This window comes from Pseudomonas paraeruginosa, assembly GCF_003025345.2.
GTDB lineage: Bacteria > Pseudomonadota > Gammaproteobacteria > Pseudomonadales > Pseudomonadaceae > Pseudomonas > Pseudomonas paraeruginosa.
Map to the genome: position 1 here is coordinate 3,039,622 of NZ_CP020560.1, position 24,234 is coordinate 3,063,855.

26 protein-coding genes are annotated in these 24,234 nt (G+C 68.8%); 12 read left to right on the forward strand and 14 right to left on the reverse strand.

All coding sequences use genetic code 11. The features are described 5' to 3' along the window. Positions 1-49: 49 nt before the first annotated feature. A complete protein-coding gene (locus B7D75_RS14365) occupies positions 50-337 on the reverse strand; it encodes a DUF2513 domain-containing protein (RefSeq protein WP_012075924.1) in 288 nt (95 codons plus the stop codon). 198 nt (positions 338-535) lie between these two features. Here B7D75_RS14365 and B7D75_RS14370 point away from each other — a divergent pair, with 198 nt between their 5' ends. Both B7D75_RS14370 and B7D75_RS14375 read left to right on the forward strand, forming a co-directional pair. After that, positions 536-769, forward strand: a complete 234-nt coding sequence (locus B7D75_RS14370; protein WP_012075925.1) for a hypothetical protein — start codon at positions 536-538, stop codon at positions 767-769. Positions 770-798: 29 nt separating this feature from the next. Further along, positions 799-987, forward strand: coding sequence for a hypothetical protein (locus B7D75_RS14375; protein ID WP_012075926.1), 189 nt, complete (start codon positions 799-801; stop codon positions 985-987). A 22-nt stretch (positions 988-1,009) separates the two neighbouring features. Here the strand turns inward: B7D75_RS14375 and B7D75_RS14380 are convergent, their stop codons facing one another. The 6 genes from B7D75_RS14380 to B7D75_RS14405 all read right to left on the reverse strand — a co-directional run bounded on the left by B7D75_RS14380 (position 1,010) and on the right by B7D75_RS14405 (position 5,925). After that, on the reverse strand, positions 1,010-1,870 hold the full coding sequence (locus tag B7D75_RS14380; protein ID WP_034000201.1) for an SDR family oxidoreductase: 861 nt from the start codon (positions 1,868-1,870) through the stop codon (positions 1,010-1,012). 27 nt (positions 1,871-1,897) lie between these two features. After that, the gene (locus B7D75_RS14385; RefSeq protein ID WP_012075929.1) at positions 1,898-2,416 is read right to left on the reverse strand and encodes a CinA family protein; all 519 of its coding nucleotides are present in this window, start codon (positions 2,414-2,416) and stop codon (positions 1,898-1,900) included. 10 nt (positions 2,417-2,426) lie between these two features. After that, positions 2,427-2,666 carry a metallothionein gene (locus B7D75_RS14390; protein WP_053813985.1) on the reverse strand — a complete coding sequence of 80 codons (240 nt, stop codon included), beginning with the start codon at positions 2,664-2,666 and terminating at the stop codon, positions 2,427-2,429. 19 nt (positions 2,667-2,685) lie between these two features. Next, entirely contained in the window at positions 2,686-2,901 is a 216-nt protein-coding gene (locus B7D75_RS14395) for a PLDc N-terminal domain-containing protein (protein ID WP_012075931.1), read from the reverse strand. Between the two features lie 73 nt (positions 2,902-2,974). After that, positions 2,975-5,518 carry a DNA ligase D gene (gene ligD / locus B7D75_RS14400; protein ID WP_107114147.1) on the reverse strand — a complete coding sequence of 848 codons (2,544 nt, stop codon included), beginning with the start codon at positions 5,516-5,518 and terminating at the stop codon, positions 2,975-2,977. A gap of 17 nt (positions 5,519-5,535) precedes the next feature. Then, positions 5,536-5,925, reverse strand: coding sequence for a response regulator (locus tag B7D75_RS14405; protein WP_034000198.1), 390 nt, complete (start codon positions 5,923-5,925; stop codon positions 5,536-5,538). A gap of 245 nt (positions 5,926-6,170) precedes the next feature. Between B7D75_RS14405 and B7D75_RS14410 the strand changes: the two genes are divergently transcribed. Continuing rightward, positions 6,171-6,692: a hypothetical protein gene (locus B7D75_RS14410; RefSeq protein WP_012075934.1), complete on the forward strand. Its 522-nt coding sequence runs from the start codon at positions 6,171-6,173 to the stop codon at positions 6,690-6,692. Positions 6,693-6,717: 25 nt separating this feature from the next. Continuing rightward, positions 6,718-7,167 (forward strand): DUF421 domain-containing protein, encoded by a 450-nt coding sequence (locus B7D75_RS14415; RefSeq protein WP_012075935.1) that lies wholly within the window; start codon positions 6,718-6,720, stop codon positions 7,165-7,167. Here B7D75_RS14415 and B7D75_RS14420 read toward each other — a convergent pair. Together B7D75_RS14420 and B7D75_RS14425 are read right to left on the reverse strand one after the other, a co-directional pair. Next, positions 7,145-8,509, reverse strand: a complete 1,365-nt coding sequence (locus B7D75_RS14420) for a cation:proton antiporter (RefSeq protein ID WP_034000195.1) — start codon at positions 8,507-8,509, stop codon at positions 7,145-7,147. The two genes, B7D75_RS14415 and B7D75_RS14420, sit on opposite strands and share 23 nt — an antisense overlap. 34 nt (positions 8,510-8,543) lie before the next feature. After that, positions 8,544-9,068, reverse strand: a complete 525-nt coding sequence (locus tag B7D75_RS14425; protein WP_053817258.1) for a DUF4142 domain-containing protein — start codon at positions 9,066-9,068, stop codon at positions 8,544-8,546. A 564-nt stretch (positions 9,069-9,632) separates the two neighbouring features. Here B7D75_RS14425 and B7D75_RS14430 point away from each other — a divergent pair. Genes B7D75_RS14430 through B7D75_RS14440 form a run of 3 tightly spaced genes read left to right on the forward strand, consistent with a single transcriptional unit; the run spans position 9,633 to position 11,918 of the window. Continuing rightward, the gene (locus B7D75_RS14430; RefSeq protein WP_034080504.1) at positions 9,633-10,859 is read left to right on the forward strand and encodes a phosphoadenosine phosphosulfate reductase; all 1,227 of its coding nucleotides are present in this window, start codon (positions 9,633-9,635) and stop codon (positions 10,857-10,859) included. Then, positions 10,856-11,368 (forward strand): GNAT family N-acetyltransferase, encoded by a 513-nt coding sequence (locus B7D75_RS14435; RefSeq protein ID WP_107114148.1) that lies wholly within the window; start codon positions 10,856-10,858, stop codon positions 11,366-11,368. Before B7D75_RS14430 ends, B7D75_RS14435 begins: the two co-directional genes overlap by 4 nt. Further along, positions 11,286-11,918 (forward strand): IbrB-like domain-containing protein, encoded by a 633-nt coding sequence (locus B7D75_RS14440; RefSeq protein WP_107114149.1) that lies wholly within the window; start codon positions 11,286-11,288, stop codon positions 11,916-11,918. Before B7D75_RS14435 ends, B7D75_RS14440 begins: the two co-directional genes overlap by 83 nt. Before the next feature lie 30 nt (positions 11,919-11,948). On the opposite strand, the gene B7D75_RS14445 is transcribed toward B7D75_RS14440, so the two are convergent. The 4 genes from B7D75_RS14445 to B7D75_RS14460 form a co-directional block, all read right to left on the reverse strand. Further along, positions 11,949-13,397 (reverse strand): aldehyde dehydrogenase family protein, encoded by a 1,449-nt coding sequence (locus B7D75_RS14445; RefSeq protein WP_034080506.1) that lies wholly within the window; start codon positions 13,395-13,397, stop codon positions 11,949-11,951. A gap of 17 nt (positions 13,398-13,414) precedes the next feature. Next, entirely contained in the window at positions 13,415-15,055 is a 1,641-nt protein-coding gene (locus B7D75_RS14450; RefSeq protein ID WP_034080507.1) for a GMC family oxidoreductase, read from the reverse strand. 93 nt (positions 15,056-15,148) lie between these two features. Continuing rightward, entirely contained in the window at positions 15,149-16,099 is a 951-nt protein-coding gene (locus tag B7D75_RS14455; protein ID WP_107114150.1) for a LysR family transcriptional regulator, read from the reverse strand. 36 nt (positions 16,100-16,135) lie between these two features. Then, on the reverse strand, positions 16,136-17,275 hold the full coding sequence (locus B7D75_RS14460; protein WP_107114151.1) for an SRPBCC family protein: 1,140 nt from the start codon (positions 17,273-17,275) through the stop codon (positions 16,136-16,138). Positions 17,276-17,398: 123 nt separating this feature from the next. Between B7D75_RS14460 and bsrA the strand changes: the two genes are divergently transcribed. From bsrA to B7D75_RS14480, 4 genes are all read left to right on the forward strand, one after another. Further along, the gene (gene bsrA / locus B7D75_RS14465) at positions 17,399-18,304 is read left to right on the forward strand and encodes a LysR family transcriptional regulator BsrA (RefSeq protein ID WP_012075944.1); all 906 of its coding nucleotides are present in this window, start codon (positions 17,399-17,401) and stop codon (positions 18,302-18,304) included. Positions 18,305-18,433: 129 nt separating this feature from the next. Then, the gene (locus B7D75_RS14470) at positions 18,434-18,862 is read left to right on the forward strand and encodes a nuclear transport factor 2 family protein (protein ID WP_012075945.1); all 429 of its coding nucleotides are present in this window, start codon (positions 18,434-18,436) and stop codon (positions 18,860-18,862) included. 344 nt (positions 18,863-19,206) lie between these two features. Then, positions 19,207-20,307, forward strand: a complete 1,101-nt coding sequence (locus tag B7D75_RS14475) for an NAD(P)-dependent alcohol dehydrogenase (RefSeq protein ID WP_058134839.1) — start codon at positions 19,207-19,209, stop codon at positions 20,305-20,307. 124 nt (positions 20,308-20,431) lie between these two features. After that, entirely contained in the window at positions 20,432-20,671 is a 240-nt protein-coding gene (locus B7D75_RS14480; RefSeq protein ID WP_012075948.1) for a DUF2790 domain-containing protein, read from the forward strand. 165 nt (positions 20,672-20,836) lie between these two features. Here the strand turns inward: B7D75_RS14480 and ada are convergent, their stop codons facing one another. Next, positions 20,837-21,913, reverse strand: coding sequence for a bifunctional DNA-binding transcriptional regulator/O6-methylguanine-DNA methyltransferase Ada (ada, locus tag B7D75_RS14485; protein WP_012075949.1), 1,077 nt, complete (start codon positions 21,911-21,913; stop codon positions 20,837-20,839). Positions 21,914-22,350: 437 nt separating this feature from the next. Here ada and B7D75_RS14495 point away from each other — a divergent pair, with 437 nt between their 5' ends. Further along, positions 22,351-24,222: a flavin monoamine oxidase family protein gene (locus tag B7D75_RS14495; RefSeq protein WP_107114152.1), complete on the forward strand. Its 1,872-nt coding sequence runs from the start codon at positions 22,351-22,353 to the stop codon at positions 24,220-24,222. The last annotated feature ends 12 nt before the right edge of the window (positions 24,223-24,234 follow it).

The following is a 24,234-nucleotide window of genomic DNA, read 5'->3' on the forward strand; positions in this document are numbered from 1 at the left end:
CGCCGGGTTTCCTTCCGGTCCGCACCCGGACCGGCGCTTGCGAGGGTTTTCAGGCGCGCTTGCGTACCGGGACGGCAGCCGCCACCGGCTCCTGGCGCAGGCGGTCGAGCAGGTCGTGGCCGGCCAGGGTGAGGTGGTGGGCCACCCATTGCTCCTGCCCGGTCCAGGAATGCTGCAGGCTGCCGGCGATCAGCGCCGCCTGGCTGAGCAGCTGGAGATGGTAGGCCACCACCTCGCGGGAATGGCCGGGTAGCTCGCGGGCCTCCCAGTGCTGGCCGAAATCGAGGCTTTCCAGGTGTTCCAGCAGGTCGCGGATCAACCCCCAGTCGCGTTTCATCGCCGTGCTCCTCCGTGTGTCGCGCGGCCGGTCCGTCCGGCCACCTACAAGCGGAGTGGCGAAGCGCGGGATGGTTCATTGTTTTTTCCCGGCGGTAGCCGGCCCGCCCGTCCGTGGAGGGGAACCGATCGCCGCAGCGGGCTTCGTACCCATTACAGAGTCATCGTGAAACCGTCCAATCCGCACGAGCCAGCCGACATGACCATGCTTTCCCTGCGCCAGATCGAACGAATCCTCAATGCCAATGCCTGTTCCTCGCATTTCCACTGCCGCAAGGCCGCCGATGGCGGTCTCACGATTACCGTCGCCCGCGCCGATCGTCCCGGCGAGGCCACCACCGTCGCCGGGGTCAGCCCCGAGGAATGCTGTTGCGAACGTTCGCTGCGCGAACTGGCGCGCGAGCTGGAGCGCAGCTTCACTACTGGCGAATGAAGCTTTCCCTTTCTGCCAGGAGCGCACCGATGCAGGCATTCGTGGTTCATTTCCGTGACGCCGGCCAGCCCGGCCAGACCGTCCTCACCACCTTTGCGTCGACTCTCAGCGCCAGCGAGGCGCATGCCCGCCTGCAGCTGTGCTATCCCCTGCTCTTTCCGCAACACCTGAGCGCGGTGCAGGTCTTTCCCCTGCTGCCGGCCGCCGCGCCCGCCTGAGCCGCGCGGCGGCCGGCGCGGCTCAACCGTTGACCACGGTACCACCATTGACGTGCAGGACCTGTCCGCTGACGTAGGACGAGTCGTTGCAGGCCAGGTACACGTAGCTGGCGGCCAGTTCCTCCGGCTGCCCGGGGCGGCCCATCGGGGTGTCCGCGCCGAACTGCGCGACCTTCTCGGCGCTGAAGGTGGACGGGATCAGCGGCGTCCAGATCGGCCCCGGCGCCACCGCGTTGACGCGGATGCCACGGTTGACCAGGTTCATCGACAGCGAGCGGGTGAACGAGGTGATCGCGCCCTTGGTCGAGGAATAGTCGATCAGTTGCGGGTTGCCCTTGTAGGCGGTGATCGAGGTGGTGTTGATGATCGCCGCGCCCTTGCCCATCAGCGGCAGCGCCGCCTTGGTCAGCTGGAACATGCCGAAGATATTGGTGCGGAAGGTCTTCTCCCACTGGTCCTCGCTGATGTCCTCCAGGCGCGCCTGCGGATGCTGCTCGCCGGCATTGTTGACCAGCACGTCGAGGCGCCCCCATTTCTGCCGCACCGTGTCCACCACCTGGCGGCAGAAGCCGGCGTCGGCGACGTCGCCGGCGAACACCAGGCACTGGCGGCCGAGCGATTCGATGATTTCGCGGGTCTTCGCCGCGTCCTCGTTCTCTTCCAGGTAGACCAGCACCACGTCCGCCTTCTCGCGGGCGAAGGTCACCGCCACCGCGCGGCCGATGCCGCTGTCGCCGCCGGTGACCAGGGTCACCTTGCCCTCCAGCTTGGCCGCCGGATGGTAGTCGCCGGAAACGAACTCCGGCTTCGGCCGCATCTCGCTTTCGTGGCCGGGGCGCTGGTCCTGGTGTTGCGCCGGCAAGGTCTGTCGCTGTTCGCTCATGGTGGTTTTCCCCTCTTGTCGGGCGCCTCAGGCGCGTTCGCCGCGCAGGGCGCGTTGATGGAATTCGGGCAGGCGCCGCAGCGCCCAGCGGGTGGCTTCGCGGCGCATCTGCGCGGGATCGCCGTGGAAACGCTCGCGGCGCGAGAACAGCGCGAGGCCGTCGGCCATGCGGAAGCCCAGGGCGAAACACACGGTGCCCGGGGCGATGCCGTCCTTCGCCTCGCTGCCGAGCAGCCCGGTGACCGCCAGGGCGGCGTTCGCCGGACTGCGTTGCAGGGCGGCCCCGGCCATGGCCTCGGCGACCTCGACGCTGGTCAGGTTGAAGCGCTCCAGCCAGCCGGGATCCAGGCCCAGCAGGGCCAGCTTGGCGGCCGGCGAATAGACGACGAAGCCGCCTTCCATCACCTGGCCGCTGTCGGCCACCGCCGAGAGTTCCGCACTGATCTGCCCGGCGGTACAGGACTCGGCGGTGACCAGGCTCAGGCCCGCGTCGCGCAGGTAGGCCACCAGGCGGGCGGCGTCGTCCCCCAGGCGTAGCTCGGGCATGCGGGCCTCCTCAGGGCGAGATCGGGTCGCTGGCGGGAAAGGTTTCCTTCAGCGCGTCGTCCAGCTGGCGGTCCTCCGCCACCTGTGGCCGGGTGGTGCCGCCGCACGGGCAGTCGGCGTCGCGGCAGGGTTCGCCCTGCGGGTGGCCGCTGGCGCAGGCCGCGCAGCAGTATTGCTGGCCGTCGCGCTCGACGGCGTTCTCGCCGGGCCGGCAGGTGCATTTGGGACAGGCACAGGTTTCGCTGTTCATGGGCAGTCTCCAGTCGGGTTCACTTGCTGTGTTCCGGCGAGCTCACCGGACGCAGGCCGCGAGGACCGGTCCAGCCCCAGAGGACCAGGCCGAGCAGCGGCAGGAGCAGGATCAGCAACGACCAGCCGAGCTTGCGGCTGGCGGAACTGTCGCTGCGCAGGACGCTGTTGATGGCCCAGGCATCCACCAGGAGCAATAGGACCAGCAGCGCCAGGATCAGGTAGGCGATATCCATCGGGACCTCCACGGCTTCTCGTTGCACGGTGGAGGTCCCGGGCGCCGGGGAGTTCCGCCTTTTTCGCGGACGGTCAGCCGCGGCCGAGCTGGCGGCGCATGGCGGCGCTGAGGCGTTGGCGGGTGCCGGCATAGTCGGCCCAGGGATCGTCGCCGGCGAGTTCGTCGAGGCGCTGCGGCAGGCTGCGCAGGTTCCACTGGTTGGCGCCCTGCAGCGAGTCGAGCTCCTCGCGGAACACCGGCACCGACACCGGCAGCCCTTCGCGGGCGCGTACCGAATAGGCGGCCACGGTGCTGGCGCCGCGGCTGTTGCGCAGGTAGTCGACGAAGATCCTGCCGACCCGGTTGCGCGGCCCGGAAACCGCCGAGAAGCGCTCCGGCATCAGCCGCGCCAGGTGCTGCGAAATGGCCTGCGCGAAAGCCTTCACCTCGTCCCAGCCATGCCGGCGCTCCAGCGGTACCAGCAGGTGCATGCCCTTGCCGCCGCTGGTCTTGAGGAAGGCACGCAGGCCCAGCTCGTCGAGCAGCGTGAGGCTCAGCTGGGTCGCCTCGAGCATGCGCTTCCACGGCAGCGCCGGGTCCGGATCGAGATCGAGGACGAAGCGGTCGGGCCGCTCCAGGTTGGCCAGGCTGGCGTTCCAGGTGTGGAATTCGATGCTGCCCATCTGCACCGCGCCGACCAGCGCCTCGGCGCTGCGGATCTGCAGCAGCGGCGGATGGCCGGGATCGAGCGCCGGGTCGAGCTGGACGATACCGGGGATCTTCAGGCGCGCCGCGTGCTTCTGGAAGAACAGTTCGCCGCCGATACCATCGGGGCCGCGGACCAGCGACACCGGGCGCTCGCGCAGGTCGCGCAGGAGCAGGTCGGCGTAGCGCGCATGGAACTCGGCGAGTTCCAGCTTGCTGGCCTGGATCGATGGATCGATCAGCCGCCGCGGATGGCTGATGCGTACCCCGGCGGTGGCCGCCCGCGAGGCGCCGCTCGCGCTCCCGGCCTTGCGCGCGCCGCGCGCCGGCGGCGGGCCGGCCGGACGTTCGCCGGTCACCTCGCGCGCCGGTTTGTCTTCGCGCAAACCGTGGAACACCGCCTGGCGGATGATCCCGCCACGGGTCATCTGCGCATAGGAAACCTCGCACAGTCGTTCCGGTCGCACCCACTGCACCACGCCGGTCTCGCGCGCCGGCGGCACCTTCGCCAGCGGGCTGGAATTGATCGCCAGGGGCGCCAGGCGCTCATGGACCTTCTTCAGGCTGGCGGCGGTGAAGCCGGTGCCGACCTTGCCGGCGTAGCGCAGCCGGCGTTCCTCGTCCGGGCTGTAGAGGCCGAGAAGCAAAGCGCCGATGTGCCGGCGAGAGCCCTTCGGCTCGGTGTAGCCGACGATCACGAACTCCTGGCGCAATTGGCACTTGAGCTTGATCCAGTCGTTGCTGCGGCGCGAGCGGTAGACGCTGCCCAGGCGCTTGCCGATCACGCCTTCGAGGCCGAGCCTGCAAGCGCTGGCCAGCAGGTCGCGGGGGTTTTCCGCGAGCGTCGCGGAGAACCGCAGGGGGTCTTCGTCCTGCCCCTCCAGCAGCGCCTCCAGGCGCGCGCGGCGCTCTTCCAGGGCGACATCGCGCAGGTCCTCGCCTTCGTGATACGGCAGGTCGAAAAGGAAATACAGGATATTTTCGCCGTGGCCCTCCTCGAAGGCGTTCTGCAGGGCCTGGAAGTCCGGCCGGCCCTCCTCGTCGAGGACCACCAGCTCGCCGTCCAGCCAACTGCGCTCAAGGCCGAGCCCGGCCAAGGCCTTCTTCAGGTGCGGCAGGCGTTCGCTCCAGTCGTGGCCGTTGCGGGTCAGCAGGCGCACGTGGCCGTCCTCGATGCGGCTCATCAGCCGGTAGCCGTCCAGCTTGAGCTCGTAGGCCCATTGCCCTTGCGGCGGCTGCTCGACCAGGCTGGCCAGTTCGGGGGCGATCCACTCGGGCATCGGCGTCTTCCCGCCGCCCTTGCCGCCCTTGCCGGCCTTGCCGCGTCGCGCGGGCCTGGCCGCGGGCGTGGCGGCTTCGCCGCGGCGGGGCACCAGCGTGCGCTCGCTGAGCACGCTGTCGGGACGTTCCTTCAGCACGTCGAAGCGATCCAGGCTGCGCGCCTCGTCGTCCTTGGACTTGACCAGGAACCACTGGGGCTGCTTGCCGCGCAGGTTGGTGCGGATGAGGTGCCAGCGCCCGGAGAGTTTCTCGCCGTCGAGGAGGAAGCTGAGATGACCTTTCTCCAGCCCTTCGCGCGGGTCGTCTAGAGGCGTCCAGGCGCCACGGTCCCAGACGATCACGTCGCCGGCGCCGTAGTGGCCCTTGGGTATGCTGCCTTCGAAGTCGGCGTAGTCCAGCGGATGGTCCTCCACCTGCACCGCGAGCCGTTTCACCGCCGGGTCGAGGCATGGTCCCTTGGGCACCGCCCAGCTCTTCAGGGTGCCGTCCAGTTCCAGGCGGAAATCGTAGTGCAGACGGCTGGCGTCGTGCTTCTGGATGCAATAGCGGAGCAGGCCGTCGCCGTCCTTGCGGCGCTTGCGCCCACTGGGCTCCGGGGTCTGGCGGAAATCGCGCTTGCGCGCGTACTCGGCGAGCGGCTTGCTGGGCATGGCGGGCTCCTCGGTGGTCAGACGCCGGGGCAGACCGGCGCGCTGTGCAGGACCAGGTCGATGGCTTTCCCCAGTTCCTCCAGGGTCACCGGTTTGAGCAGCACCGGATACGGCGCCGCCGGGTCGATGTCGACGCGGGTGCTGTCGCTGAGCAGGATGACCCGCATCCGCGGGCGCACCGGCAGGCTGGTCTCGATCAGCAGACTGCCGCTGAACGGCCCGTCGAGCTGTTCGCTGACCAGGAACAGGTCGATCACCGCGTCCGAGGCCAGATGGTCGAGGGCCTCGTCGCGATTCGCCGCGCTGAGCACCGCATAGCCTCGGTCGAGGAGGAATTCCTCTATGCGCCAGAGCTGGTCGGCGTGTTCTTCAAGGACCAGGACGATCCTGTTTTCCCTGTTCATCACGATTCTCCCTCCAGGGTTCCAGGCCCGGTCCGCTGCAAGGTTCGCGCCGACCGCCGCGCTGTCGCGCGAGGCCCGCCGCTGCCGGGGGCGTCGCGCGCTGATCGCAAAGTGCGATCAGCAGAGTGCCCGGATCGCCCCACGCCCATCGTGCAGACTGCACGGCCATTTGTCCGCTGGTAAGCCCGCCGGCACCAACCGCCTCGATCGGAGTCCAGCCTGAGAGACCACGAGCGAAGGAGCCAGCCATGAGCCCGCCCGACGACGCCGAAGACGATGCGTTCGACCCGCGCGAGTATCCGATCCCGGAGCGCCTGGAAAGCCAGCGACGCGCCTGGCATTTCGAACGAGCGGGCCTGTGGGCGCTGCTCGGGTTGATCCTCCTGGCGCTGACCGGGGTGTTCGCCGGCGGGCCTCTGAGTTCGCGGACTCTGGTCAGCGACAGCGGCAGGCTGGCGATCGCCTACGAGCGCTTCGAACGCAGCGGCGCCTCCAGTCGCCTGCGTATCGACCTGCGCGGCGCACCGGGCGCCGAGGTCGGCGTGCGCCTGGGGGGCGGCCTGCTACAGGCGCACAGCATCCAGAGCCTGCAACCGCAACCGCTGCGCAGTCACAGCTGGCGCGGCGGCCTGGAACTGGAGGGGCGGCTCGACGAAGACGGCCGCCTGAGCCTGTTCCTGACACTCTTGCCGAACCAACTCGGCGCAGTCGCCAGCCGGCTGGAGTTCGCCGGCGAAAGCCTCGCCTTCGACCAGTTCGTCTATCCCTGACTCATCCGTCCCGAGGAGGCGCCCGATGGATTCCGTACTGCGAGCCGCCGCGCTCTACCTGGTCCTGCTGATCCTGTTCCGCATCGCCGGACGGCGTTCCCTGACCGACATCACCACCTTCGACCTGCTCCTGCTGATGATCATCGGCGAAGCCACCCAGCAGGCCCTGCTCGGCGACGACTTCTCGCTGGTCAACGCGGTGCTGGTGATCGTCACCCTGATCGTGATCGATGTCGGCCTGTCGCTGCTCAAGCTGCGCCACCCGAAGATCGACACCCTGATCGAGGGCTCGCCGACGCTGATCGTCGAGCATGGCAGGCCGTTGCGCGCGCGCCTGGTCGAGGCGCGCCTGCGCGAGGAGGACATTCTCCTCGCCGCCCGCGAAACCCAGGGCCTGGAACGCATGGAGCAGATCCGCTTCGCCATCCTCGAGAAGAACGGCAAGATCTCGATCATTCCCGAGCGCGGCGACTGACGTCGCGCGCCTGGCGTGCCAGCAGCGGCTGCACGCTCAGGCCATGCAGGCAGATGCTCAGGGCGACCATGCTCAGCACCAGGTCGCTGGCGATGCCGGCCAGCGACGCCGGCAAGCCCTGGTTCAACGCGTGGCTGAGGTAGTACAGGCTGCCGATGCCGCGGATGCCGAACCAGCCGAGCAGGCGTCGCTGCGCGGGATGCATGAGCCGGCGGCCGACCAGCAGCCAGACCATGGCCGGCCGGCATACGCCGAACAACAGCAGCGCCAGCGGCAGCGCGCGCCAGTCCCAGTGCTGGTAGAGCATGGCGCCGAGCAGGGTCACCAGCAGCACCTCCAGGGCACGCTCGAGCAGGTTGCCGAAGGACAGCACGTCGAGCATCACCGCGCCGGCCGCCACCTTGGGGTGTTCGCTGCGGTCGCTGCCGTATTCGATGGCGGCGCTCACCTGCCCGGCTTCGCGCACGTCGGCGGCGGCCGCCTGCTCCTCGGCCGGCGCCGAGGACCGGCCGAGGGTCGCCACCTCGGCGTGGCGCAGGCCGATCCCGGCGGCGAAGCTGGCGAGGAAGCCCCAGCCGCCCAGCGCATCGGCTCCGACATAGGACAGGGCGATCAGCGCCAGGGCCAGGAAGTCATTGGCCGATACCGAGGTGTCGGTATGCCGGGCACGCAGGTGGATGGCCAGGCGACCAAGGCCGTGGCCCAGACAATAGCCCACCAGCAGGCCGACGGGGATGGCCCAGAGCACGTCGCGCAGCAGCCACTCCAGGCCGTCGCGGTCGACCCCGCGTGGCAGGTCGCCGCCCTGCCCTATCAGCAGCAGCGCGGCGACGACGAAGGGAAAGGCGATGCCGTCGTTCAACCCCGCCTCGCCCGACACCGCATAACGCAGGCGATCGTCGTCGCCGGCGTGATTGACCTGGATCTCGCTGGCCAGCACCGGATCGGTCGGCGCCAGGATCGCCGCCACCAGCAGCGCCAGGCCCCAGTCAAGGCCGAAGAGGAAGTGCGCACCGAGGGTCAGGCCGAGGATGCAGCCCAGCAGCGCCGGCCCGGCCAGCAGCCAGGCAGCGCTCCAGGCCGGCGAACGCAGCGGCAGGCGCAGCTTGAGGCCGCCGATGAACAGCGAGATCAGCAACGCCACTTCGCTCAGGTGCTCGAGCCAGCCGCTGATCTCCGGCAACTCGCTGCGCCATACCTGCAGCCCGGCCGGACCGATGGCCAGGCCGAACAGCAGGTAGAGGAACGAAGCGCTGACCGGCAGCAGGCGCAGGTAGGCCGAGGCCAGGCCGAGCGTCAGCAGGATGCAGCCCAGGACCAGCAACCACAGGCTGAAGCTCATGCCTGGCCAGGCTCCGCCGCTACCCGCGGAAGCGCTACTTGGATGGGTGCGCCTTGGCCAGTGCGCGGGCCATCTCCAGGTGATGCTTCAGGGTCGGCAGCTGGGTCCTGGCGAACGCCTGCAGGTCGGGATCGGTCAGGTTGTCCGCGGCCCGGGTGAACAACTCGACGGCCTTCTCATGGGCGGCCACCTGGTTGTTGGCGTAGGCCGGGTCGAAGGAAGCGTCGCGCAGGTCGAGCAGGGACGCCTTGGCCTTGTCGGTCAGGCTGGCATCGTCCTCGACCTCGAGCTTCTTGCGCTGGGCCAGGCTACGCAGTTCGGCGTTGACCTTGCCGTGGTCATCGATCATCTGCTTGGCGAAGACCTTCACATCGGCAGCGGTGCTTTTTTCCAGCGCCATCTTGCCGGCCTCGATTTCCGCCACGCCGGCCGCCGAGGCCTCGCTGACGAAGGTCTGCGGCGCGGTGGTGTTCATGTCCTGGGCGTTGGCGAAAGGCAGGACCAGCAGTAGCAGGAGCCACGTGGCTCCCTTCAGGGGCAGGCGAATGGGTCTGTTCATGATCGTCTCCGTGGCGTGACAGGGTGGATGCCGACATCGGCACGGCGCGGTTCGACGCCGTTGCTGCTGTGACGACAGGCTGCCCGGGCGGTTCAGATTTTTCGCCGGTCAGCGCTGCGCCTGCCCGCCGCCGCGACTGTGCTAATGTCGACGGCCGGTTGCCCGCCCGCTCGATGGCGCGGCCCGCATATGCCTCCTCCCGCACAGAAGCCACGGCGACCGCGAGCGGGCGAATGCATAAATAGGTTCCTGCGCCTGCAGGCCGGGGTTTTGCGGCATATAGCGCCAATCTGGCGGCAAGAACGGCGCCGCCACGGCGGAACCCATCCATCCTGTGCTTTTCGTCCCTTGCCTGGGCCCCCGCCGCGCTTCCTATAATCGGCTGCGCCGTCCTGCGCCCCGCCAGGGCCGTTCGGCCAGCCCGTTGCGACGAATCAACATGGCGACTCCCCGTTTCGTCCAGACTTCCCCATGGCGCCCGCGCGCCTCCTTCCCGGCGGAAGTCCGCGCGCGGACAGTTGTCGCAACGGTGTTTCTCGACAGCAGAAGGAAGAGATCCGCAGCATGGCTGGAAAGCACTACCAGGAGGCCGACGTTCATAGCGCAGCCCTTTCCCGCATCCGCCTGGTCTTCGAGCATTTCGAGCGCGTCTGCGTCGCGTTCTCCGGCGGCAAGGACAGCTCGGTGACCCTGCAACTGGCCCTCGACGTGGCCCGCGAGATGGGCCGCGGGCCGCTGGACGTACTGTTCATCGACCTCGAGGGGCAGTACCGGGCGACGATCGAACATGTCAGCGAGATGCTCGGGCGTCCCGACGTGCGTCCCTGGTGGGTGTGCCTGCCGCTCAACCTGCGCAACGCCTCCAGCCTGGAGCAGCCCTACTGGTGCTGCTGGGAGCCCGACGCCGAGGCCGACTGGGTACGGCCGCTGCCGCGCCATCCCGGGGTGATCAGCGATCCGTCGTTCTTTCCCTTCTACCGCTACCGCATGGAGTTCGAGGAATTCGTCGGCGGTTTCAATGCCTGGCTGGCCGGCGAGACGCCCACCGCGTTCCTGGTCGGCATCCGCTCGGACGAATCGCTCAACCGCTACCTGGCGGTCAGGCGACGCAGCCGCGCCAAGCAATGCGCCTGGACGCCCCCCGGTGGCCCTGCGCCACTGGCATGGAGCGCCCGCGACCGGCTGAACCCCCACGCGGTGAGCTTCTTTCCGATCTACGACTGGCGCTTCGAGGACCTCTGGCGCTGCGTCGCCGAGCACGGCTATGCCTACAACCGGCTCTACGACCAGATGTACCGCGCCGGCGTACCCTTCTCGCAGATGCGTATCTGCCAACCCTATGGCGACGACCAGCGCAAGGGGCTCGACCTGTTCCAGCGGATCGAGCCGCGAACCTGGGCCCGGGTGGTCCACCGGGTCGCCGGCGCCAACTATGGCGCGCGCTACTGTCGCCAGCGCTTCCTCGGCTACCGCGGCGGCCTCGGCCTGCCGCCGACCTTCGCCAGCTGGCGCGAGTACAGCCGGTTCCTCCTGCGCAGCATGCCGCCGCCCCTGCGGGGCATCTACCTGCGTCGGATCGAACGTTTCATCCTGTGGTGGAAGCAGCACGACTACCCGCTTTCCACCTGGCCCGACGCCGGCGTGCCGGCCCTGGAGAACCGGCGCAAGCAACCGTCCTGGCGGCGCATCGCGCTGTCGCTGCTGAAGCAGGACATGGCCCGCTCGCTGTCCTTCGGCTATGCCCAGGCCGATGTCGAACGCCTGCTCGCCGAGCGGAAGAAGCGCACGTGATCCGCGCACGGGACTGCGAGATCCTCCAGTGGCGGTCGTTCGACGACGAAGCGGCGTTTTTCGCCAGCATGGGCCGTTTCTTCGCCAGCGCCCAGGTGCGGCGCGAATGCGGTGGCTATCCGCTGAGCGACGGCCCCTACCACCGCTGGTTCGTCCTTCGCCGCCTGGGCGACCCGCGAGTCCTCGGCTTCATCAGCCTCGAACAGCGCGCCGACAGCGTGCGCCTGCGCGACGCCTACCTGCGCGCGGAAGCCCGCGGCCTCGGGTTGTTCCGGATCCTGCGCGAGCGGGTGCTGGAGCATGTCGACCAGCTCGGACTGGCTTGTACGGTCCGCGCCCCCCAGGCCAGCGCGCGGCTCCTCGAACCCCACGGGTTCATCCTGCATTCCAGCCGCGGGAGCTGGGTGACCCTGACAAGGAAAGCCAATGCCACAGACAACCACTCTGGCGGAGCGCGCCGAAGCGCTGTTCCGCGAACTGGGCGACTTGCCGCTTGCCGAACGGATTGAGACGCTCAACCGGCTCCGCGGACTGCTGCACGCCCACAGCCCGTTCGCCGACCAACCGGTGGACTGCGTGCAATGGGTGCGCGCCGAACAGGTCGCGGGGAACGACTACAACCCCAACAGCGTCGCGCCTCCGGAAATGCGCCTGCTGCGCCTGTCCATCGAGGCGGACGGCTTCACCCAGCCGATCGTCGCCTATCCGCAGGCCGATGGCCGCTTCGAGGTGGTCGACGGATTTCACCGCCTGCGCGTGGGCAGCGGCAAGGGTCTGCGCCAACGTCTGCATGGCTACCTGCCGCTCGCCAGCATCCGCCCTTCCCGTACTGGCGGCAGCGAGCGCATCGCCGCCACCATCCGCCACAATCGCGCCCGCGGCGTGCACGGCGTGCTGCCGATGACGGCGATCGTGGTCAGCCTGTTGCGGGCCGGCTGGAGCGAGGCCGACGTGGCCCGCGAACTGGGCATGGACAACGACGAAGTGCTGCGTTTCAAGCAGGTTTCCGGGCTGCCCGAGATGTTCCGCGACCACGAGTATTCGCGCTCCTGGGAATGACGCCGGTCCCGGCTCCGGGACCGGCGCGGCTCAGGCGGCGCCGGTGGACAGGCTGATGTGCTTGTACTCGACGAAGTCGTCGAGGGCGGCGACGCCGTTCAGGCGGCCGAGCCCGGACTGGCGGTAGCCGCCTTCCTCGAACTCGTCGTAGACCCGGGCCCAGTCGTTGATCCACACGGTGCCGGCGCGGATCTTCCGCGCCACCCGGAACGAGCGTGCGACATCGCGCGTCCAGACCCCGGCGGCGAGGCCGTATTCGCTGTCGTTGGCCAGGGCCACGCCCTCCTCCTCGCTGTCGAACACCTGGAGGGTCAGCACCGGGCCGAAGGTCTCCTTCTGCACGATGTCCAGCGCCGGGTCGTCGACTTCGAGCAGGGTCGGCCGATAGAAGGCGCCGGCGGCCAACGGACCCTCGCGGACCGGGCCGCCGCGCACCAGGACCCGCGCGCCGGCGTCGATCGCCTGCCGCACCGCGCGCTCGACGCGTTCGACGCTGGCCTTGTCGATCAGCGGCCCCATCTCGCTGCGTGGGTCCGCCGCCGCCCCCACGCGCACCGCCTCCAGGCGTTGCGCCAGGCGTTCGCGCAGGCGCCCGGCGACGCCGCGCTGGACCAGCAGGCGCGAACCGGTCATGCAGAACTGGCCGGCGAACACCGTCAGCGACTTTTCCAGCACCGGCAGGGCGGCGTCGAGGTCGGCGTCGTCGAACACCAGGTGCGGAGTCTTGCCGCCCAGCTCCAGGCCGAAGCGTTTCAGTTGTTGCGCGCCGGCGGCGGAGATCGCCCGGCCGGTGGCGGTCGAGCCGGTGAAGCTGATCACCGGCACCGCCGGCGAGACGATCAACTGGCGGGCGCCTTCGGAACCGGACTCGCTGAAGATGTTCACCACCCCGCTGGGCAGGGACGGCGCCTCGGCGATGATCTGCGCCACCAGGGCATTGGTCTGCGCGGTCTGCGCCGGCATCTTCGCCACGACGGTGGTGCCGGCGGCCAGCGCCGGGGCCAGCGCGCGGACCAGCAGGACCACCGGCGAATTCCACGGCACGATGATCCCGGCCACGCCCATCGGTTCGCGCAGCACCAGCGACACCACGTCGGGCCGCGGCGTGCCGCTGGCGCCGCGCTCGCTGCGCGCCAGGCCGGCGTAGTAGCGCAACTTGCCCGGCACCATACCGACCTCGAAGGCCGCCTCGGGCTTGATCTTGCCGTTCTCCAGGGCCAGCAGCTCGATGAGCCGGTCGGCGTGGCGCTCGAAGGCGGCGGCGATCTCCTCGAGGACCTTCGCCCGCAGGGCATGGTCCTCCTTCCACGGGCCTTCTTCGAAGGCCCGCAATGCCGCGTCGATGGCCGCATCGGCCTCGGCCCGCCCGCCGTCGGCATAGGTGCCGATCGGTTGGCCGCTGGCCGGGTCGAGGGATTGCCCCTGTTGCGTGGAGTCGACCCATTCGGCGTCGATCCAGTGTCTCGCATGTCTGTTCATGGCGGTTCTCCGTGGGCTCAGGCGATGCGCCGGGCGATGTGCTCGGCCACCGCGAGGGTGGTGACATGGGTGGCCACCGAGATGGTGTCCGGGAAGATCGACGCGTCCACTACCCGCAGCCCCTGCAGGCCGTGCACCCGGCCTTCGAGGTCGACCACCGCCCGGCTATCGCCGACGCGGCCCATCGGCGCGGTCGAGGTCGGATGGTGGTAGGTGTCGAGGGTGGCGCGGATCGCCTCCTCGATCTGTGCGTCGCTGCGTGCCTGCGGCCCCGGGCCGAGCTCGGCATGGATCAGGCCGGCCAGCGGTTCGGTCTGGCCGATGCGCCGCGCCAGCTTGACTCCTTCCAGCAACCGCGCGCGGTCCTCGGCTTCGGCGAGGAAGTTCAGGTCGATCAGCGGCGCCGCCGCCGGGTCGCGGCTGGCCAGGCGCAGGCTGCCCAGCGATTGCGGGCGGGTCAGGGCCACGGCGAGGACGAAGCCGACCCCGGTCGGGCTCATCTCGCTGGGGAACAGGTGGGTGGCGGTGATGTGCAGGTCCAGCTCGCCGTTCTTCGCCCGCGAGCTATGGGTCCAGAGCTTGGCGCCGATCACCGGCGATTGCGCGCCGATTCGCTCCGGGCGGGCCGCGTAGGCGTTGTAGTAGAACGGATGGTCCTTGAGCCGCCGCCCCACCGGCAGGTCGGCCAGCAGCGGGATCGACAGCGCCTTCAACTGGTCGGCCGGGCCGATCCCCGAGCGCAGCAGGATCGCCGGGCTGCCGTAGGCGCCGGCACTGAGGATGACTTCGCTGGCGTGGATCTCCTCGCCCGAGACCAGGCGCACGCCGACCGCGCGCCTGCCGTCGAACAGCACCCGGTCGACCGTGGCGTTGTCGCGGATCGCCAGGTTGGCGCGGGCGCGCACCGGATTGTCGAGGTAGGCCATCCCGGTGTTGACGCGCACGCCGTTGACGATGTTCATCGGGTACGCGCCGACGCCGTTGGCGTCGGCGCCGTCGAAGTCGGCGATGGCCCGGAAGCCGTTGGCCCGGGTCGCGTCGACGAAGGCGCGCTGCATCGGCGTCAGGTCCTCGCGGGTCAGCTGCCGAACCGGCAGCGGGCCGTCCTGGCCATGCAGCGCCGGATCGCCGCCATGGCGGTTCTCCAGGCGGCGGAAGGCCGGCAGGAGTTCCTCGTAGGACCAGCCCGGCAGGTTCCAGTTGGCGAAATCTTCGCGCCGCCCGCGAATCGCCACCGCGCCGTTGATCGCCGAGCTACCGCCCAGGACCTTGCCGCGGATCGCGTGCAGCGGGTGGCCGATCGCACCCGGCTGGCTCTGGTAGCCCCAGTCGCAGCTCGTATCGCCGCCGACGCTGTCGCTGCTGGCGATGACCTTCGGATAGTCCCAGGCCGGGTAGGCCTCACCGGCCTCCAGCAGGAGCACGCGGCGCTCGCCGCGCTCGCTCAGGCGGCGCGCCAGTACCGCGCCGGCGGCACCGCCGCCGACGATCAGCAGGTCGATGCTGCCGCCGTCGAAGGCCTTGCGCGGGCTGGCTCCCGCGGCGGCAGCGGCCGGGCCGGCCGCGCTACCGAGCAGCGAGCCCAGGGCCAGCGCCGCGGAGCCGGCCACGGCCTGCCCCAGCAGGGTGCGGCGGGCCGGGTTTTCAGGTTGGTGCATGGAGACTCTCCCGTATCGAGATCGATGGACGGGAGCAACGCTATGCGCCGCGCGGGCCGGGTGACAGATACCGGAAAGCGAACGGCCGGTTCGCTAGCGCCGAACCTGGCCCGGAAGCGGCGCCAGCAGGCCGCGCTCGATGAGCAGGCGGTCCCACGGCGCAGGGTCGCCGATCTCCTCTTCGAGGAAGCGGCCCAGGGCGAGGATCTTCTGCGATGTCTTGCGGGTCTTGCGGTAGACCACGGAAACATGCCCGCCGGATGGCGTATAGGCTTCCAGCACCGGCAGCAGTTCGCCGGCGAGCAAGGCGTCGGCGGCCAGGAAGCTCGGCAGGATCGCCAAGCCCAGGCCGGCGCGCGCGCCTTCGAGCAACTGGTGGCCGGAATCGGTGCGCATCCGCACGCGGACCCGGAACGAGGCCTGCTGGCCGTCCAGCGGCAGGCTGAGCATGCCGCCCGGCTCGCGGTGATAGTAGACCAGGCCGTCGTGACGCTGTAGGTCCTCCGGATGCCGCGGCACGCCGTGGCGCTCCAGGTAGTCGGGACTGGCGCAGATCAGGTGGCGGTTGGCCGTGATCGGCCGCGCCACCAGGCACGAATCGCCGAGCCGGCCCAGGCGCAGGGCCATGTCGAAGCGCGGGTCCTGCAGGTTGACCATGCGGTCGTCGGCCTGTACGTCCACCCGCAACTGCGGGTAGCGCTCGGCGAAGCGCGCCAGCATCGGCGCCAGGTAGCGCGGAGTGAACGCCAGCGGCGCGGACAGGCTCAGTTGGCCGCGCAGGCCGGCCTCCGGCTCGGCCAGCCGTTCCTCGATCCGCTCCAGCTCCTGCAGCAGGCGAAGGGAGTGTTCGTAGTAGGTGCTACCGGCTTCGGTGAGGCTGAGCGGGCGGGTGCGGTTGAGCAGGATGCAGCCCAGGCGCTGCTCCAGCTGGCGGATGCGCTGGCTCACCTGCGACTTGGTGGTGCCCAGGCGGCGCGCCGCCTCGGAGAAGCTGCTGGCTTCCACCACGCTGACATAGGTGGTCATTTCGGCGAACTTGTTCATCGTCGTTCCTGTGAGAGCCGCCCCCGCGGACCGCGATCATACCTGCTCCTCCTCCCGTGGGATCAGCGCTTCGGCGGCCCGTCGCAGGCGCCGCATCGATTCTGCCGACTCGCGCTCGATGCGCCGGCGCAACAGGAACAGGTTGGCCAAGCGCATCGACCAGCCGTCGAAGGTGTATTCCAGGGTGCGCACGAAATGGCTGCCGGCCGCGCTCGGCCGGCATTCGTAGCTCAGGCGCAGGTGCAGGCCGTGGTCGCCGCGGGCATTGGCGCGCCAGAGGCGGCCCGGCTGGTACTCCACGACCTCCCAGGACAGATGCCCGGCGCGGCCGCCGGCGTGGATGTCCTCCTCGAAGCGCGCACCGGCCGGCAGCGGGCCAGAGGCGCCGTCGACCCGCAACGACGAGGGGTGCCACTGCGGCCAATGGCTCGGGCTGGCGGCGTAGGCCAGGGTCGCCGCGGGCGCGCGGGCGATCTCGATCCGGTGCTGCATGCGCGACATGGCGCGTTCCTCGACGGTTTCCGCTTCCCAGTGAAGGGTGCCGTGCCACCAGTCCATCAGCGGGAAGACCAGGTTGAAGTTGTGTGTCTGCATCAGCTCGCGGCGGTGATGCAGTTCGTGCAGGCGGCGCATGTGGCGGATCCATGGCAGGCGGGCGAGCGGATGCTCCGCTGGCAGGTGTTCGCAGGCGTGGAAGATTTCGTAGCCGAGGTAGCCCAGCAGCAGGGTCGCGGCGAACAGCGCGGCGACGTTGTCGTTCAGCAGGCCGAGCAGGCTCCAGGCGAGCAGCGCACCCACGCTGAAGAGCACCACCAGCCAGGCCGGGAACAGGATCACCCGCCAGTCGCGGGGCTGTTCGTAGCGCATCTGGCCGGCGACGAAGAAGCTGTGGTGGTCGCCGGTATGGCGCTTGTAGAACATCCGTCCCAGCGGGTGCTTGTGGTGGCCCAGGGACTTGTGGATGCGGTACTCGCCCCAGTTGAAGAACACCAGCGCGGCCGGCACCGTCAGCCATTCCAGCAGGCTCGGCTGCTCGAGCCGGGAGAGGAAGAAGACGATCCAGGCAACGCCGTAGGCGAGGACGAAGCCGGCGTGCAGCCAGGGGTTGTAGCCGCGACGGATGGCCGCGCGGTACTGCTCGCGGAAGGGTTGGGGATCGAAGGACATGCCCGGCATCTCGCTGTGATTGTTATGGATGTGCCGCGAAGCGAGCCGCTGCCGCCAGGACGGAGGGCTTGCATTGGAGTGTAGCGATGCCAGTCTTATCAGGGTAATGGATATTTGGAATGAGGATCATTCATGAACCTGAATTTGCAGCAGCTCGATCTCAACCTGCTGCTGGTCTTCGATGCCCTGATGCGCGAGCGCAACCTGTCGCGCGCCGCGCTGCGCCTGCATCGCAGCCAGCCCGCGGTGAGCAATGCCCTCGCCCGCCTGCGCGCGCAGCTCGGCCAGCCGCTGTTCCGGCGCACCGCCAAGGGCCTGGAGCCGACCGCCGCGGCGCTCTCCCTGCATGTACCGGTACGCCAGGCCCTGCATCTGCTGCAGGCCGGGCTTGGCTCCCAGGAAGCCTTCGACCCGCACACCGCGCGGACTTTCCGCCTGAGCATGAACGACTACGCCCAGCTGCGCCTGTTGCCGGGCCTGGTGACCCGGTTGAAGACCCTCGCCCCGCGGCTGCTCCTGGAGGTGCGCCCGGACGAAGCCACTTCGATCCCGGCACAGCTGGCCAGCGGCGAGCTGGACCTGGCGATCGACTACCTGTATTTCGACGAGCCGGAGCTACGCTACCAGCCGCTCGGCGAGGAGCGCCTGGCGGTGATCGGCCGCCAGGGCCATCCTGCCTTCCGTCCCGGACTGGACCGGGAGGCCTACCAGGCCGCGCAGCACGTCTCGATCCTGCCGCGGGTGGGCCGCGGCAGTCCACTGGAGATCGTCCTCGGCTCGGCCAGGGTGCAGCGCCAGGTGCAATTGCTGGTGCCGCACTACCTGACCATCCCGGACATCGTCGCCAGCACCGAGCTGCTCGGCACCGTGCCGCGCCGCCTGGCCGAGCGCTTCGCCGGCAGCCATGGTTTGCAACTGGCGGACGTCCCCTTCGAGATGGCGCCGGTGCAGGTCAACCTGGTCTGGCATCGCCAGCAGGAAGCGACCCCCGGCCTGCAATGGCTGCGCGAGCAGATCGTGCAGATCGAACAGGGCTGAGTCGCAGGTTGCGCGCCAGGATCAGTCTTCCGTCACTTTCGATCATTGAGCGCTGCCAACGCGACGACCTAAGGTGATCGCTCGCCCCCCACAAGGGCATATTCCAGCACCCGCCAGAGGAGCCACCGTATGTCCAGCCTGCCGCTCGAAGCCAACGCCGCCGCCACCCTCGCCGAATGGCACGAACTGATCGCCCGTCGCGATCTGGGCGAACTGCCACGGTTGCTGCATCCCGACGCCGTGTTCCGCTCGCCGATGGCGCACAAGCCGTATGCCGGCGCGCCGGTGGTGTCGACGATCCTGAATACCGTGCTCACGGTCTTCGAGGATTTCGCCTATCACCGCCAGTTGGCCAGCGCCGACGGCCGCAGCGTGGTGCTGGAGTTCAGCGCGCGGGTCGGCGAACGCGAACTGAAAGGCATCGACATGATCCGCTTCGGCGACGACGGCCGGATCGTCGACTTCGAAGTGATGGTCCGGCCCATGAGCGGCCTCCAGGCTCTCGGCGAGGAAATGGGCCGGCGCCTGGCGCCCTATCTGGCCGCGAGCAAGGCCTGAGGCGCTAGCTTCCGGGCCAGGGCCGGACGCTGCCGTTGCCAGGACCGCAGCGTCGACCCGCCGGGGCGTTGCCGGAAGCGATCTCCCGGCATGGGCGCAACGCCCGCGAGCACCCTGCGTTCAGCCTCGACCCTGGCCAGAGCGGAGGGGCTTGGGTATTCCGCAGCGAACCGGGCGAGGACAGTTTCCAGGAAAAGCGCCAGGCCGGTACTTCGCGAACCCACATCCATCGCGGCGCATGACCCATATCAAGGACAGGGGACGGCAATTCCGCCACTGTCCTGGCATCCGTCCGTTCTTTCCCCCGTGCCGCCCCCAGGGCCTCCACCCCGCGAGGATGCTCCATGAGCAAGATGATGAAAGCCGCCGTATTCATCCAGCCCGGCCGTATCGAACTGGTCGACAAGCCGATTCCCGACGTGGGGCCGAACGATGCATTGGTGCGCATCACCACCACCACGCTCTGCGGCACCGACGTGCACATCCTCAAGGGCGAGTATCCGGTCGCGCCCGGCCTGACGGTGGGCCACGAACCGGTCGGGATCATCGAAAAGCTCGGCAGCTCGGTGGTCGGCTACCGCGAAGGCCAACGCGTGATCGCCGGCGCCATCTGCCCCAACTTCAACTCCTATGCCGCCCAGGACGGCGTACCGTCGCAGGACGGCAGCTACCTGGTGGAATCCGGCCGTTGCGCCTGCCATGGCTACAAGGCGACCGCCGGCTGGCGCTTCGGCAACCTGATCGACGGCACCCAGGCCGAGTATGTGCTGGTTCCCGACGCCCAGGCCAACCTAGCCCCCATCCCCGATGGTCTCAGCGACGAACAGGTGCTGATGTGTCCGGACATCATGTCCACGGGCTTCAAGGGCGCGGAGAACGCCAATCTCCGCATCGGCGATAGCGTGGCGATCTTCGCCCAGGGCCCCATAGGCCTGTGCGCCACCGCTGGCGCCCGGCTGCTGGGCGCCAGCACGATCATCGCCATCGACGGCAACTCCCATCGCCTCGATATCGCCCGTGGAATGGGCGCCGACGTCACGCTGAACTTCAGGGAGTGCGACGTGATCGAGGAGATTCTCAAACTCACCGGCGGGCGCGGCGTGGATGCTTCGATCGAGGCGCTCGGCACGCAATCGACCTTCGAAACCGCCCTGAGGGTGCTCAAGCCCGGCGGCACCCTCTCCAGCCTCGGGGTCTATTCGGAAGACCTGACGATCCCGCTGTCGGCCTTCGCCGCCGGCCTCGGCGACCACCGGATCAACACCGCGCTGTGTCCCGGCGGCAAGGAACGCATGCGCCGCCTGCTCAATATCGTGGCCTCGGGCCGGGTCGACCTCGGGCCGTTGGTCAGCCACGAGTACCGCCTCGACGACATCGTCGCCGCTTACGACCTGTTCGCCAACCAGCGTGACAACGTACTGAAGGTGGCGATCAAGCCGCACTGAGGCCCGCCGATCTATACTGCTGGACGGAGGTGACGAACCCGCCGCGAACGACGAAGCGGGTTCCACCCATGGCGTCGGCGGTTTCCTTGCACCGTCGCTTCGCGGGGGGCTGGAGACACCGTCCATGCACCGAGCCAAGCTCTACCTCTGCTGCGCCGCGCTGCTGGCGCCGGCCTTCGCCGGCGCGGCGACTGTCGATTACGTCTACGGCATGCCGCTGGATGTGGCCAGGGTGCTGAGCGTCGACGAGGCGCCCAGCGATACCTGCCAGGTGGTCCGCGCCACCCTGGTGTACCTGGATTCCCACGGCGAACGCCGGGTGCTGCACTACCTGAAGCAGGCGCGGGCCTGCAGCCGCGAGTGAGAGGAAAGGACGAACGGTCAGGGTTGTCGTTTCATTTCACAAAATTTTCACTCCTGACATGGATACTGGAACCAGCTGAAGGACCAGCGCCCCATTGCATAGAGCCCACCCCGAGTGGGCTTTTTGCATTGTACGGCGCCTGTTTCCCGGGTACCGCAGCGCCACTCAGGCGCCCTCCTCCCGCCGCAGCAGCTCGCGCTTGCGTTCCACGCCCCAGCGATAGCCGGAGATATCGCCATCGCGGCGCACCACACGGTGGCAGGGAATCGCCACCGCGATGCGGTTGGCCCCGCAAGCCTGGGCCACGGCGCGCACCGCTTTCGGCGCGCCGATCCGTTCGGCGACCTGCGCGTAGCTCACCGTTGTCCCAGGCGGGATCTCCCGCAGCGCCTGCCAGACCCGTTCCTGGAACGCCGTGCCGCGCACGTCCAGCGGCAGGTCGAGGCCCAGCCCGGGCGACTCGACGAAACCCACCACCTGTGCCACCAGGCGTTCGAAACCGGCGTCGCCTCCGCTCAGCTCGGCGCGCGGGAACAGGTCCTGCAATTCGCGCAGCAGTCGATCCGGATCCTCGCCGAGGAGAATCGCGCATATCCCGCGCTGGCTCTGTGCCACCAGGATCGCGCCCAGGGCGCACTGGCCGATGGCGAAACGGATCCGCGCGCCGGCGCCGCCGTCGCGGTAGTCGCGCGGAAGCATGCCGAGCCGTTGCGAGGAGGATTCGTAGAAACGGCTGTTGGAATTGAAACCGGATTCGTAGATCGCCTCGGTCACCGAGGCGGACGCCTGGCCCAGCCGTTCGCGCAGCCGCCGGGCGCGGAAGGCCGAGGCATAGGCCTTGGGCGTCAAGCCGGTCTCGGCCTTGAACAGCCGGTGGAAATGGTAGGGGCTCATCCCCAGCCGGACGGCCAGCGCCTCCAGGCTCGGCGGAGTATCCGCCGTCTCGATCAACCGGCAGGCCTGCGCCACCCGTGCCGCGCGCTGTTCCGCCGCAAGGCTGCGGTCGCCGGCGGCACGCCGGCTGGGACGATAGCCCGCCGCCTCGGCCGCCTCGGCAGTGGCGAAGAACTCGACGTTCTCGCGCCGCGGCCGGCGCGCCGAGGAACTCGGCCGGCAATATACCCCGGTGGTCTTCACGGCATAGACGAAATGCCCGTCCGCCGAAGCGTCGCGGGCCTGCACGGCGGCCCAGCGCTGTGCGTCGGTCAGGTAGGCGCTCGAAGGATCGAGATGCTGGCTCATGGCGGTTCCCCTGTGGCAGCGGATGATGCGCGCAGACTAGTTCGCCCTTCAAGCGCAAGCACTCCGGTTCTTGCGCTTGAATTCCCCACCGCCTCTTTCCTCGGCGGGAGCGGGACGCGACGCCGGACCGCCTGGGAAATCCGCCAGGTAACCAACGAAACCCGACCCCGTCTCGACATGAACCTTCAAATGATTGATTCCATGGGAAAAACATTTAATTTTCCGAACCAGGAAAGACTATCTACGCTTGCTTCGTGGCAAGGCCGGAAGAAAAGAGCGGAGCGGATCTTCCAGGGCGGAAATGCGCCGGCCCTGGTCATTTCCAGCGGAAAATACCGCTTCGAAGACTGGCGTTTGTCTGCCGGACCCACAGGGAAGGTACAGCCCCGTTCCCAATCGCCCATGGTTGTCAGATGGGCCCGTCAAGGAGAGATGCCATGTCTTCCATCCCCAATCGGAGCAAGCGCTCCCCCCTGCGGTTCGGCAAGGACCTCACCGCGCTGATCCCGGACTTTCCCTTTCACTACCAGCGCTACCTGCGCAACGCCGGCAGCGCTCCGCTCTGCGATGTCCCCGAGGAGGCGCACGGCAAGAAGGTGCTGGTGATCGGCGGCGGCGTCGCCGGGCTGGTGGCGGCCTACGAAGTGATGCGCATGGGCTTGCAGCCGATACTGCTGGAAGCCAGCCAAAGGATTGGCGGCCGTTTCTGCGCGCAGCCGCGTGGCAACGCGAGCGCGCCGGGCGGACAGACGCTCTGCGAACTCGGCGGCATGCGTTTCCCGCTGTCCGGCAAGGCCCTGTTCCACTATTTCGACAAGGTCGGCATGGCCCTGAACTCTGCGCCCTTCCCCAACCCGGGAACCGAGGCGGCGGTCAGCACGCTGGTGGACTACCAGGGGCGCCAGCAGTACTACGAGGTGCGCCCGGCAGGACAACCCAACCCGTTCCCCAAGCCGCCGGAGTACGACCAGCTGGAAGACCAGTTCTTCGACACGTTCCTCGAAGCCTTCCAGTTCACCGAGATGGAGGCGGCCATGACCGAGCCGGTGACCGAGGCCAAGCAGCAGCGGATCAAGGCGCTGTGGAAGGACATCGTCGCCCCGGCGCAGGGCCGCAGCTGGGATGACGTGAGCTTCTACCTGGCCCTGGTGGAGAAGTCCGGGTGGAGTCGGGAGCAGATCGACCTGTTCGGCCAGATCGGCTTCGGCACCGGAGGCTGGAACACCGACTACCCGAACAGCATTCTCGAAGTGCTCCGGGTGCTCTATACCGGCCTGGATGTCGACCATCGACTGATGTACGACGGCTCTTCCGCCCTGCCGGAGCGCCTGCTGAACACGCCGCCCGCCGATTTCGGCGACCAGTGCCGGCATTGGGGGTCGCGGGAGTCCGTGCTGTCGCTGACCCGACGCTGTGTCGACTCGCCGCTGGGCAAGGAGGTGTTGCGCATCGCCAGGGGCGCGCACGGCGAGTTCGTCGCCACCCTGCGCGATAGCGCCAGCGGCGCCGAAAGCCAGCTCGAAGCCGACCTGGTCATCCATACCCCGCACGTACGCCTGCTCGACAAGCTGCGCTACAGCGGCACGCCGGCACAGATCGCGGCCGCCGACGCCCTGCTCGGCAGCGAGCTGTGGGAAGCGGTGATGTATACCCACTACATGCAGTCCACCAAGCTGTTCGCCGCCACCCGCTCGGCTTTCTGGACCGAGCGTGGCAGCGACGACAAGCGGATCTTCAGCCTCACCCTTTCCGATCGGCTGACCCGTGGCACCTACCTGGTGGACTACGCCGGCAGCAGCGGATGCTACAAGGGCGCTGGCATCTTCCTGTCCTATACCTGGAACGACGATTCGCTGAAGTTCCTTGGCCGCTGTCCCGATCTGCTGACGGGCGACAGCCCGCCGGCTTCGCCGTTGCCGGAAGACATCGGGTTGTGCACGCACCTGCTGGAAAAGCTCTATCCGAACGCCGAGTTGCGCAGCCACTACACCGACGTGCAGCCCTTCGCCCAGGTCAACTGGGAAAACCAGGGCCACTACCTGGGTGCCTTCAAGATGAATCTGCCAGGCCAGTACGAGCTGCAGCGGCGGATCTTCTCGCAGTTCATGCAGGGGGTGGCCGAAGGCGCACCCTACCGTTTCATCCTCGCCGGCGATGACGTGTCCTGGACCGGTGGCTGGGCGGAAGGCGCGGTCGGTACGGCGCTCAACGCGGTGAACAAGGTGGCGGTCTGCCTGGGCGGCGGTAGCCGGCCCGACAACCCGGGGCCGGTGGAGTCCTGGGAAAGCTTGCAGCCGGTGCCCCGCTGAGCCTGCCCGGGG

What these genes read in the sequence shown, in the direction of transcription:
- B7D75_RS14365 (WP_012075924.1), bottom strand. Translation starts at nt 337, where the DNA reads ATGAAACGCGACTGGGGGTTGATCCGCGACCTGCTGGAACACCTGGAA.
- B7D75_RS14370 (WP_012075925.1), top strand. Translation starts at nt 536, where the DNA reads ATGACCATGCTTTCCCTGCGCCAGATCGAACGAATCCTCAATGCCAAT.
- B7D75_RS14375 (WP_012075926.1), top strand. Translation starts at nt 799, where the DNA reads ATGCAGGCATTCGTGGTTCATTTCCGTGACGCCGGCCAGCCCGGCCAG.
- B7D75_RS14380 (WP_034000201.1), bottom strand. Translation starts at nt 1,870, where the DNA reads ATGAGCGAACAGCGACAGACCTTGCCGGCGCAACACCAGGACCAGCGC.
- B7D75_RS14385 (WP_012075929.1), bottom strand. Translation starts at nt 2,416, where the DNA reads ATGCCCGAGCTACGCCTGGGGGACGACGCCGCCCGCCTGGTGGCCTAC.
- B7D75_RS14390 (WP_053813985.1), bottom strand. Translation starts at nt 2,666, where the DNA reads ATGAACAGCGAAACCTGTGCCTGTCCCAAATGCACCTGCCGGCCCGGC.
- B7D75_RS14395 (WP_012075931.1), bottom strand. Translation starts at nt 2,901, where the DNA reads ATGGATATCGCCTACCTGATCCTGGCGCTGCTGGTCCTATTGCTCCTG.
- ligD (WP_107114147.1), bottom strand. Translation starts at nt 5,518, where the DNA reads ATGCCCAGCAAGCCGCTCGCCGAGTACGCGCGCAAGCGCGATTTCCGC.
- B7D75_RS14410 (WP_012075934.1), top strand. Translation starts at nt 6,171, where the DNA reads ATGAGCCCGCCCGACGACGCCGAAGACGATGCGTTCGACCCGCGCGAG.
- B7D75_RS14415 (WP_012075935.1), top strand. Translation starts at nt 6,718, where the DNA reads ATGGATTCCGTACTGCGAGCCGCCGCGCTCTACCTGGTCCTGCTGATC.
- B7D75_RS14420 (WP_034000195.1), bottom strand. Translation starts at nt 8,509, where the DNA reads ATGAGCTTCAGCCTGTGGTTGCTGGTCCTGGGCTGCATCCTGCTGACG.
- B7D75_RS14425 (WP_053817258.1), bottom strand. Translation starts at nt 9,068, where the DNA reads ATGAACAGACCCATTCGCCTGCCCCTGAAGGGAGCCACGTGGCTCCTG.
- B7D75_RS14430 (WP_034080504.1), top strand. Translation starts at nt 9,633, where the DNA reads ATGGCTGGAAAGCACTACCAGGAGGCCGACGTTCATAGCGCAGCCCTT.
- B7D75_RS14440 (WP_107114149.1), top strand. Translation starts at nt 11,286, where the DNA reads ATGCCACAGACAACCACTCTGGCGGAGCGCGCCGAAGCGCTGTTCCGC.
- B7D75_RS14445 (WP_034080506.1), bottom strand. Translation starts at nt 13,397, where the DNA reads ATGAACAGACATGCGAGACACTGGATCGACGCCGAATGGGTCGACTCC.
- B7D75_RS14450 (WP_034080507.1), bottom strand. Translation starts at nt 15,055, where the DNA reads ATGCACCAACCTGAAAACCCGGCCCGCCGCACCCTGCTGGGGCAGGCC.
- B7D75_RS14455 (WP_107114150.1), bottom strand. Translation starts at nt 16,099, where the DNA reads ATGAACAAGTTCGCCGAAATGACCACCTATGTCAGCGTGGTGGAAGCC.
- B7D75_RS14460 (WP_107114151.1), bottom strand. Translation starts at nt 17,275, where the DNA reads ATGCCGGGCATGTCCTTCGATCCCCAACCCTTCCGCGAGCAGTACCGC.
- bsrA (WP_012075944.1), top strand. Translation starts at nt 17,399, where the DNA reads ATGAACCTGAATTTGCAGCAGCTCGATCTCAACCTGCTGCTGGTCTTC.
- B7D75_RS14470 (WP_012075945.1), top strand. Translation starts at nt 18,434, where the DNA reads ATGTCCAGCCTGCCGCTCGAAGCCAACGCCGCCGCCACCCTCGCCGAA.
- B7D75_RS14475 (WP_058134839.1), top strand. Translation starts at nt 19,207, where the DNA reads ATGAGCAAGATGATGAAAGCCGCCGTATTCATCCAGCCCGGCCGTATC.
- B7D75_RS14480 (WP_012075948.1), top strand. Translation starts at nt 20,432, where the DNA reads ATGCACCGAGCCAAGCTCTACCTCTGCTGCGCCGCGCTGCTGGCGCCG.
- ada (WP_012075949.1), bottom strand. Translation starts at nt 21,913, where the DNA reads ATGAGCCAGCATCTCGATCCTTCGAGCGCCTACCTGACCGACGCACAG.
- B7D75_RS14495 (WP_107114152.1), top strand. Translation starts at nt 22,351, where the DNA reads ATGTCTTCCATCCCCAATCGGAGCAAGCGCTCCCCCCTGCGGTTCGGC.